The 8,861-nt window shown below is 68.0% G+C and carries 12 protein-coding genes; 5 read left to right on the top strand and 7 right to left on the bottom strand.

What is annotated here, in order from left to right; translation table 11 throughout:
* Window positions 1-97: 97 nt before the first annotated feature.
* The 4 genes from ACFDS6_RS15810 to ACFDS6_RS15825 all read right to left on the bottom strand — a co-directional run bounded on the left by ACFDS6_RS15810 (window position 98) and on the right by ACFDS6_RS15825 (window position 2,763).
* Window positions 98-328: a hypothetical protein gene (locus ACFDS6_RS15810; protein ID WP_375273065.1), complete on the bottom strand. Its 231-nt coding sequence runs from the start codon at window positions 326-328 to the stop codon at window positions 98-100.
* A 196-nt stretch (window positions 329-524) separates the two neighbouring features.
* Window positions 525-764, bottom strand: coding sequence for a hypothetical protein (locus ACFDS6_RS15815; RefSeq protein ID WP_375273066.1), 240 nt, complete (start codon window positions 762-764; stop codon window positions 525-527).
* 176 nt (window positions 765-940) lie between these two features.
* Window positions 941-1,105: a hypothetical protein gene (locus tag ACFDS6_RS15820; protein ID WP_375273067.1), complete on the bottom strand. Its 165-nt coding sequence runs from the start codon at window positions 1,103-1,105 to the stop codon at window positions 941-943.
* A gap of 14 nt (window positions 1,106-1,119) precedes the next feature.
* A complete protein-coding gene (locus ACFDS6_RS15825) occupies window positions 1,120-2,763 on the bottom strand; it encodes a histidine kinase famiy protein (RefSeq protein WP_375273068.1) in 1,644 nt (547 codons plus the stop codon).
* Between the two features lie 221 nt (window positions 2,764-2,984).
* On the opposite strand from ACFDS6_RS15825, the gene ACFDS6_RS15830 reads away from it, so the two are divergent.
* The 3 genes from ACFDS6_RS15830 (at window position 2,985) to ACFDS6_RS15840 (ending at window position 5,592) form a co-directional block, all read left to right on the top strand.
* Window positions 2,985-3,752 (top strand): alpha/beta fold hydrolase, encoded by a 768-nt coding sequence (locus tag ACFDS6_RS15830; protein WP_375273069.1) that lies wholly within the window; start codon window positions 2,985-2,987, stop codon window positions 3,750-3,752.
* Window positions 3,752-4,555 (top strand): SDR family NAD(P)-dependent oxidoreductase, encoded by an 804-nt coding sequence (locus ACFDS6_RS15835; protein ID WP_375273070.1) that lies wholly within the window; start codon window positions 3,752-3,754, stop codon window positions 4,553-4,555. The genes ACFDS6_RS15830 and ACFDS6_RS15835 overlap by 1 nt, the downstream gene beginning before the upstream one ends.
* 173 nt (window positions 4,556-4,728) lie before the next feature.
* Window positions 4,729-5,592 carry an outer membrane protein gene (locus ACFDS6_RS15840; RefSeq protein ID WP_375273071.1) on the top strand — a complete coding sequence of 288 codons (864 nt, stop codon included), beginning with the start codon at window positions 4,729-4,731 and terminating at the stop codon, window positions 5,590-5,592.
* Between the two features lie 183 nt (window positions 5,593-5,775).
* On the opposite strand, the gene ACFDS6_RS15845 is transcribed toward ACFDS6_RS15840, so the two are convergent.
* Window positions 5,776-6,228 (bottom strand): hypothetical protein, encoded by a 453-nt coding sequence (locus ACFDS6_RS15845; protein ID WP_375273072.1) that lies wholly within the window; start codon window positions 6,226-6,228, stop codon window positions 5,776-5,778.
* Window positions 6,229-6,450: 222 nt separating this feature from the next.
* Between ACFDS6_RS15845 and ACFDS6_RS15850 the strand changes: the two genes are divergently transcribed.
* Together ACFDS6_RS15850 and ACFDS6_RS15855 are read left to right on the top strand one after the other, a co-directional pair.
* Entirely contained in the window at window positions 6,451-6,924 is a 474-nt protein-coding gene (locus ACFDS6_RS15850) for an SRPBCC domain-containing protein (RefSeq protein WP_375273073.1), read from the top strand.
* A 1-nt stretch (window position 6,925) separates the two neighbouring features.
* Window positions 6,926-7,279, top strand: a complete 354-nt coding sequence (locus ACFDS6_RS15855) for an ArsR/SmtB family transcription factor (RefSeq protein WP_375273074.1) — start codon at window positions 6,926-6,928, stop codon at window positions 7,277-7,279.
* A 230-nt stretch (window positions 7,280-7,509) separates the two neighbouring features.
* On the opposite strand, the gene ACFDS6_RS15860 is transcribed toward ACFDS6_RS15855, so the two are convergent.
* Window positions 7,510-8,271, bottom strand: a complete 762-nt coding sequence (locus ACFDS6_RS15860; protein ID WP_375273075.1) for an SDR family NAD(P)-dependent oxidoreductase — start codon at window positions 8,269-8,271, stop codon at window positions 7,510-7,512.
* Window positions 8,272-8,841, bottom strand: coding sequence for a type 1 glutamine amidotransferase domain-containing protein (locus ACFDS6_RS15865; protein ID WP_375273076.1), 570 nt, complete (start codon window positions 8,839-8,841; stop codon window positions 8,272-8,274). It lies immediately after the preceding gene.
* Window positions 8,842-8,861: the final 20 nt, after the last annotated feature.

The following is an 8,861-nucleotide window of genomic DNA, read 5'->3' on the forward strand; positions in this document are numbered from 1 at the left end:
GATGCGAAACTCACGATTTTCACATCGCGCAGAGAATGGCGGAAATCCGGGCGCTTGCGTGACGCACATGTCCGATGCGCCGGTGCGGGGGTGATCGTCAGCGCGCCTGTTCCTCCGGTGGCCGGAAGGTCAGCCGCTTGCGGCGTCGGTCGCCGAACACCAGCGCGCGGATGATGCGGTACCGGCGCGTCTCGGCGTGGCGACGGCGCATGTAGCGCTCGGCGCCGGCACGCCGCCGGCGGGCCTGCGTGCCGGTGAGCGCGGCGACGGCGAGCACCGCCAGCGCGAGCGATCCGAGGGCGGCGAGGAACAGGGTGTCGAACGTCACTGGCGCCATGTCGGGTTACCGGACCTGTGCGGATCGGCCCCGGCGATCATGGTGGGGCGATCATGAGAGGGGCGATCACGGGTGCGAACATAAGCCGCGGGCGCGGCGGATGGCAACGCGCCACCTGGCCGGGCAGCGTGGCGTGCCGCGCTCGCCGAGAACCGGCCCGCGCCCGAGCCCCCGGCACGCGCGCGGTTCAGCGATCGTGGTCGACTGCGATGCCGATGGTGCGCGGCTGATGCCGGTCCTGCCCGAACAAACGCTCGATATATTTCCAGCGCCGGCGCTCGAAACTGCCCCAGCTGCTGCGCGCGATCCGCTTGGCGATATAGGCGCGCGTGCGCTCCCGGCCGCGCTGGTCGAGCAGATCCTCCAGCCTGATCTGCGCGAAACGGCGCCACGCGTGTCCGGCACCGCTGAAATAATCGAACGCCATTGTTCCTCCCCGCGCGCGGGCCGTTGACCGCGCGCCGCGATGTAAGCCGAACCGCGCGGGCAGCGTCCAGCACTGATGTCGGGTTCGGATCGGATCGGAGCCGATCGTGCAGCGCGGCGCGCGTGGCGGGCGGCAGGCGTCAAGTGGTAGGCGGGGGGGCGGGAGCCGCCCCCGCGTCAGCCGCCGTTCGCGGCCTTGAACTTCGCGGTGCGCGCGGCGCGTTCGGCCATCTGGAGCCAGGCGTTCTCCGACCTGCGGCAGCGTTCGCGCACGTGGTTGAGCGTCGCGGCATCCGCCTCGCGCGCGCAGGTCGCGGCCTGTTCGCGGTAATAGCTTTCCATCGGCGTTCCCTTCCTTATCCCCCGTGCGTGCCGACCCCCGTCGGCCCGTCGATCACGCGGCGCACCTTGGTGGCGAGTTCGGTGCGCTTGTACGGTTTCTGGATCAGCTCGAATTCCGCCCCGCGCGCGTCGACGCGCTCGATCGAGGATTCGGCGTAGCCGGTGGTCAACAGCACGTTGATCCGCGGACGGCGCCGCTTCACCTCGCGCGCTAGCATCACGCCGTTCATGCCGCCGGGCATGATCAGGTCGCTGAACAGCAGGTCGATCCGCTCACCCGTGCCGTTCAGCAGCTCGAGCGCGGCATCGGCATTGTCCGCGCGCAGCACGGAGTAGCCGAACTCGGTCAGCACCGCCTCGGCGTAGTCGCCGACGTCGACCTGGTCCTCGACCACCAGCACCGTCTCGTGGCCGTGCTTGTCCGCCATCGAGCGCGTGGGCTGCGCGCCCTGCGGCTCGGCCTTGGCCGTCTCGCACGGGAACAGCATGCGCACGGTGGTGCCGTGCCCTTCCTCCGAGTAGATGCGCAGCGAGCCGCCCGACTGCTTCATGAAACCGTAGACCATCGACAGGCCCAGGCCCGTGCCCTTGCCCTGGTCCTTGGTGGTGAAGAACGGCTCGGTCACGCGCGCCAGAATCTCGGGCGACATGCCGCTGCCCTCGTCGGTGATCGTCAGCATCACGTAGCGGCCCGGCTCCAGCTCGCCGAAACCCTTGTCGCCCGCCTCGATCGTGCGGTTGGCGACGTTGATCGCGATCGTGCCGCCGTCGGGCATCGCGTCGCGCGCGTTAATCAGCACGTTGATGATCGCGAGTTCCGCCTGCGTCGGGTCGATCCGCGCGTTGCACGTCCGCTCGGCGTGGCTGGTCGCGATGCGGATCGCGCCGCCCGCGGTGCGCTCGATCAGCGGCTGCAGCTGGTCGAGCAGCTCGACCAAATTGACCACGCGCCCCTGCAGCTTCTGCTTGCGCGAGAAGGCGAGCAATTGCTGCGTCAGCGTGGCACCGCGCTCCGCCGCCTGGAGCACCGCGCGGACCGAGCGCGCCGCCTTGGCGCGGTCGAATTCGCCCGGCTTCTCCAGGTTGTTGAGCACGATGTCGCCGAACCCCTGGATCACGGTCAGCAGGTTGTTGAAGTCGTGCGCGACCCCGCCGGTCAGCTGCCCGACCGCTTCCATCTTCTGCGCCTGCCTGAGCCCTTCCTCCGCGTCGCGCCGGCGCGTCACGTCGAGCTGCGACGCGAAGAAGTAGATCAGCCGCCCGTCGACGTCGAACACCGGCGAGATGAACAGCGCGTTCCAGAACGCGGCGCCGTTCTTCTTGTAGTTCAGGATCTCGACCGAGGTCTCGCGCCGCTGCTCGATCGCGCGGCGCACCTCCGCCACCGTGTCGCGATCGGTGTCGGGGCCCTGCAATAGGCGGCAGTTGCGCCCGACCAGCTCGGCCCAGTCGTAGCCGGTCATGTTGATGAACGCGGGGTTAGCGAAGACGATCGGATTGTCGGGCTTGTTCGGATCGGTGACGATCATCGGCATCCGCGTGGTCTTCACCGCCGCGAAGAAGATGGTGTTGTGATCGTCCCCCATGTCGTGGTTCGCCATGCCGGCCAAGTGCGGGGGCGGACCGCCGGGGGGCGTTTCACTCGTCTCGCTGGGCATCAACGTCCTTGGGGCAAGTGCCGTGGCAGAGCCCAGAATGCCGGCCCTTGGGCCGAAAAACTAACATGGGTGACGATGGTTCCCGCGTTTCGCGCGATTTTTCGTCCGCGATCCGCGCCATCGCGCGCGGGAAGCGCCGTAGCGGACCAAAGGGAACGCGCGCGCGGTTCAGCAATTAACGTGCATCAACCCTTCGGTATCGCACCGCTGTCAGGACGTGCATGACGCGATTGTTCCTTCTCCACGCGCTGGGCGCGAGTGCGCGGTCGTGGGACCGGGTGGTCGCGGCCCTGCCCGGCCACGATTGCGTCGCGCTCGACCTGCCCGGCTTCGGCGATCACGCCGCGATGGGGCACCGCAGCGTCGCGGAGACGCTCGACTGGTTCGCGGACGAGGTCGCGCGGCACGGTTGCGCGGACTGGTGGGTCGTCGGCCACAGCATGGGCGGCAAGATCGCGACGCTCGCCGCGGCGCGCGCGCGCGACGGCGACGCGCGGCTGGCGCGGCTCGCCGGCGTCGTGCTCGTCGCCGCCTCGCCCCCGTCGCCCGAGCCGATTGACGAGGAACGCCGCGCCGAGATGCTCGACTGGTTCGCCGATGGTCCTGCGAGCAGCCCGCAGGCCGAGGAATATCTCTCCGCCAACACCGCGAACCCCCTGCCGTCACCGCTCGCGCAGCAGGTGGTCGCCGACGTCCGCCGCAGCGCGCCGGCTGCGTGGCGCGGCTGGCTGGCCGAGGGCGCGCGCGAGGACTGGGGCGGGCGGGCAGGGGTGATCGATCTCCCTGCGCTGATCGTCGCGGGGGCCGAGGACGGCGACCTGGGCGCGGACGCGCAGCGCCGGCTGAACGCGCCGCACTACGCGCGACCCCCCGTGGCGGTGGTGGCGGATGTCGCGCACCTCATCCCCTACGAGCAGCCAGCGGCGCTCGCCGCGCTGATCGCGGAGCACGTCGAACATCCCCACACCGACTACCAAGGAGAGCGTTGATGGATCTGGGTATCAAGGGCCGCGTCGCACTGGTCAGCGGCGCCGACAGCGGCATGGGCAAGGAAACCGCGCGGCTGCTGCTCGAGGCGGGTTGCCGCGTCGCGATCACCGACAAGGCCGACAACACGATCAACGAGGCGGTGGAGGAACTGTCCGCGCTTGGCGAGGTGATCGCGGTCGCCGCCGACGTGCAGAAGCCCGACGAGGTGAAGAACCTCTGGCGGCAAGTGCGCGATCGGATGGGCGATCCCGACATCTACGTCAACGCGGCGGGCGTGACGGGCGCGACCGGCGACTTCCTCGAGGTCGACGATGCCGGCTGGCAGGAAACGATCGACATCAACCTGTTCGGCGCGGTGCGCATGTGCCGCGAGGCGATCCCCGCGATGCGCAAGAAGGGCTGGGGCCGGATCGTGCTGTTCTCGTCCGAGGACGCGGTGCAGCCCTACGTCGACGAACTCGCCTATTGCGCGTCCAAGGCCGGAATCCTGAGCCTCGCCAAAGGGTTGTCCAAGGCGTACGGCGCCGACAACGTCTTGGTCAACACCGTGTCGCCCGCGTTCATCGCGACGCCGATGACCGACAAGATGATGGAAAAGCGCGCCGACGAGAAGGGCGTGAGCTTCGACGAGGCGATCGACAGCTTCCTGAAGGAAGAGCGCCCCGGCATGGTGCTGGGCCGCCGCGGCCGCCCGGAGGAAGTCGCCTCGGTCGCCGCCTTCCTGTGCTCCGAGCGCGCGAGCTTCATCACCGGCGCGGGCGTGCGCGTCGATGCGGGGTCGGTGTTCACGATAGCTGGCTGAGGCCCTCACGCGAGGCCGGCCCCTCCAACGCGGGGCCGGCCCGCGGACGCTGGATTATCAGACGCCTTGGTGTTGCAATAATAGCACGGCAACAAACTGTAGCATTAACCTGACGCAACTTCTTCATGCTGGTGTGGTTCCGGTGCGTTAGTCGTCCGCGAAAGGGAGAAATAATGATCAAGCTTCTATCCACCACTGCCGTAGCAATGCTGACCCTCGGCCTCGCGCCGAACGCATTCGCGCAGGACGGCATGGTCGGCGAGGACGCGCAACCGTTCAGCGGCCTCTACGTCGCTGCCTCGGGCGGCTACGACATCCAGGGCAACGACGTCGGCTCGCGGCTTCAGTTCGACCGCAACGGCGACGGCACGTTCGCCGATCAGGTCTCCACCGCGGCGGGCGCCGACGCCTTCTCGCCGGGTTTCTGCAACGGCCGCGCGCTGGCCTCCACGCCGGGTGCGGGCTGCGCGAACGATCGCGATCGCGCGTCCTATTACGGCCGGGTCGGCTTCGACATCCAGCGTGGGAACTTCGTGTTCGGCGCGCTGGGTGAGTTCGGCAAGACCGAGATCAAGGATTACGTCACCGGCTTCAGCACCACGCCCGCCTTCTACACGATGGAGCGTTCGGTGAAATGGGAAGCGTCGGTGCGCGCGCGCGCGGGTGTCGCGTTCGGCGAAGGCGCCAACGCCGGCATGTTCTACGCGACGGGCGGTGCGGGCTACGCCAACGTCGAGCACCGCTTCACCACCAGCAACGGCGCCAACGCCTTCGCCGACAACGGCAACGACAAGAAGTGGGGCTATATCGTCGGTGGTGGCGTCGAGAAGTTCATCACGCGCAACATCTCGGTCGGCGCGGAATACACCTACCACGATTACAAGGACGGCGATTACCGCGTCGCAGTGACGCGCGGCAACGCCCCGGCGACCAACCCGTTCGTGCTCGCCCCCAACACCGCGGGCACCACGATCCGTCGCTCGGACGACAGCTTCCGCTGGCACAGCCTGCGCGGCACGGTCGGTTTCCACTTCTGATCGTACAAGGGCCGGGGCACCGTCCCCGGCAATGGTTGAGAGAACGGGCGGCGCAGCGATGTGCCGCCCGTTTCTTTTCAGATAGTGTGGGGGCGAGGATGATGAGCGCGACGACCCCGGGTTGATCGGCGAAGCGTGCCCGGTGCGGCGCGACGCGCTGCCACGCCGACCGTCTGAGGGCGCCTAGGCGAACAGATCACCCACCGCGCGGCGCCGGAACGCGTTCAGCCAGCGGCGCCGGCGGTGCTCGCGCGCGTCGTGGCGCATGTGGCAGCGCTGGCACAGCGCCGCCAAGTTGCGCGGGCGGTTGTCGCCCGGATCGTGGTTCAGGTGCGCGCTCGCCAGCACCACGCGCGTGACGCTGAGCGCGGGCGGCGCGCCGATCCCGGCGAGCCCCGGCGCGTGCGCGGCCATCTCGTCGGGGGCGGCGAGCCCACGCAGCGCGCGCCCGCGTCCGTCGCGCCAGCGCGTCGCCTCCTCGTCCCACCACGAGCCCTCGCCCAGGTGCACCACCGCGCGCCCGTGCGGCCGCCGGCAATGCTCGCACCGCCCCCGCGCGCGCGTGAAGCGGATGAACGCCGACAGTTCGCGCCAGTCGATCGGGTACAACCAGCGATGTTCGCGCGCGATCGGCATGACGATTCTATGAGTCGGGCCGCCGCGGAACGAAAGCGGAAAATCGCGGTGATTCAGATAATCAATCACCGCCATCCGAGTAATCGGGACGAGTTGCCAGCAGTCCCGCTACACGTTCCGGATCGGGAAAGCCGTATCGGTCGCGAACAAACGCTGAGCTTTATACTTGACCGTTTGAAACTGCCAATATAGTGAAGCCATTACCGCAGTAAGGAGATGGACATGACCAACCCTGCCGCCGTACATGGAAACTTCACCATCAAGCGGCGCTATCCGGTTGCGCCCGCCAAGGTGTTCGCCGCCTGCGCCGATCCCGCAATCAAGAAGAGCTGGTATGCGGAGAGTGACACGCATGAGGTCAAGGCCTTCGACAGCGATTTTCGTGTCGGTGGTACCGAGCAGCTCACCTATTTGTTCGGACCGGACACGCCCTTTCCCGGTGTGGAGCTGACCAACGAAGGCGTTTTCCATGACATCGTGGATGGACAGCGCATCATCATATCGTCTCGCATGGCGATAGCGGGCAGGCCGATCTCGGTGGCCTTGGAGACGATCGAGATTGCCGAAATAGATGGCGGAACGGGCCTGACCTGCACGTTCCAAGGTGTATTCCTCGAAGGTTCCGACGGTCCCGCTATGCGTGAGCAGGGTTGGAACGACCTGCTGGATCGGCTCGGCCGCGCGATGGCGGGTTGACGTGGCGCGGCCACGCCGGAAGGTGGACGCCGAGCCGATCGACCGGCTGCTCCACGCACTGGGCGATCCGACGCGGCGTCGCATGATCGAACGGCTGGGCGAGCGTCCGCAGGCCATGTCGGCGTTGGCCGACCTGTGCGGGATCACGCTGACAGCTGTCGGCCAGCACATCCGTGTTCTCGAGGAGGCAGGGCTGGTGGCCAGCAGCAAGCTGGGCCGTGTTCGGTCCTGCCAGCTCGATCATGATGGCTTGAAGATCGTCGAGCAGTGGTTGGGCGCCCGGCGATCAGCGTGGGACAGACGGCTCGATGCGCTGGGATCGGTCCTGTCCGGCCCGCAGGAGGGCGATCAGTAGGTGGATCTGGCTGCCTGCATTGGCTTGAATCGCCGCTTTCAAGAAGGGCGGCTTGGCATAGTGTCGGCTATGTAGGTCGGCGCTCCCGGACGCGGACCACCCCTGCTGGTCCGGCCACGCCACCGATCAAGGTAGCCCGACTAAGCACCCCTATAGTTATTGCAGCGATTTCGCTGCTGAAAACGAAGAGGGCAGGCACGCCGCCCGCCCCCTCCATCACCCCCCAAGTCTCACGACAGCGGCGGTTGGCCGTTCGACGCGGTCAGCCCGCCGTCGACCGGCAGGTTGACGCCGGTGACGTAATGCGCGTCCTCGCTCGCCAGAAACGCGATCGCGCCGGCGATGTCGGCGGGCTCGGCACCGCGGCCGAGCGGGATGCGCTCCTCGAACTTGGCGATCAGCTCGGGCTGTTCCTTCATCCCCGCGGTCAGCGGCGTGTAGGTGAGCGACGGGTTGACCGCGTTGACGCGCACGCCGTGGCGCGCCTCGTCCATCGCCAGCGCGCGGGTGAAGTTGCTGACCGCACCCTTCGCCGCGCAGTAGAAGCTGTGGTTCCAGTCGCCGCCCAGTCCCGACACCGACGAGACGTTGACGATACAGCCCTTCGACTGCCGCAGATGCGCGATCGCCGCGCGGCTCATGTGGACGACGCCGTACAGGTCGGTCTCGATCACCTTGGTGAAGTCGGCATAATCTCCCTCGTCGACCTTCCCCAGATGGTCGACGCCGGCGTCGTTGACCAGCACGTCCATCCGCCCGAACCGGTCGATCGCGGCCTTGACCAGCGCCTCGCACGCCGCGCGGTCGGACACGTCGGTCTCGCGGACCTCGACCGTGCCGCCCAGCTCGCCTTCGACGCGGTCCAGCCCGTCCTTGTCGATGTCGCCCAGCACCAGCGTCGCGCCTTCCGCGGCGAAGCGGCGCGCGGCGCCCTCACCGATGCCGGATGCGGCACCGGTGATGACGACGACCTTGTCGGAGAAGCGCGCCACCTACGCGTTCTTTCCTTGCGCCGCGTGCTTGCCCTCGCAGAATTCCTCCACCAGCTTGGCGCAGAAGGCGGGCAGGTCGTCGGGGTTGCGGCTGGTGACGAGGCCTTGGTCGACGACGACCTCCTGGTCGACCCAGCTGCCGCCCGCATTCTCGATGTCGGTCTGGAGCGTCGGGTAGGAGGTGAGCGTGCGGCCGCGCACCTGATCGGCCTCGATCAGCGTCCACGGCGCGTGGCAGATCGCGGCGACGGGCTTCTTCGCGGCGAAGAAATCGCGCACGAACGCGACGACCTTGTCCGATCCGCGCAATTTGTCCGCGCCGACGCAGCCGCCCGGAATGACGAGCCCGTCGAACTCCGACGCCGACACGTCGCCGATGGCCTTGTCGACCTTGAACTTGGCACCGGGATCGAGGTCGTTGTTGCACGTCTCCGCCTCGCCCGCCTCCAGGCTGATCACGACGACCTGCCCGCCAGCTTCCTCCACCGCCGCCTTGGGCTTTGTGAATTCGGGCTCCTCGGTGCCGCGCGGCGCGATGAGGATGGCGATGGTCTTGCCTTGAAGTTTCATGCTGGTTCGTCCGGTTCGGG

It is taken from the genome of Sphingomonas sp. (assembly GCF_042095875.1).
Classification (GTDB): Bacteria; Pseudomonadota; Alphaproteobacteria; order Sphingomonadales; family Sphingomonadaceae; genus Sphingomonas.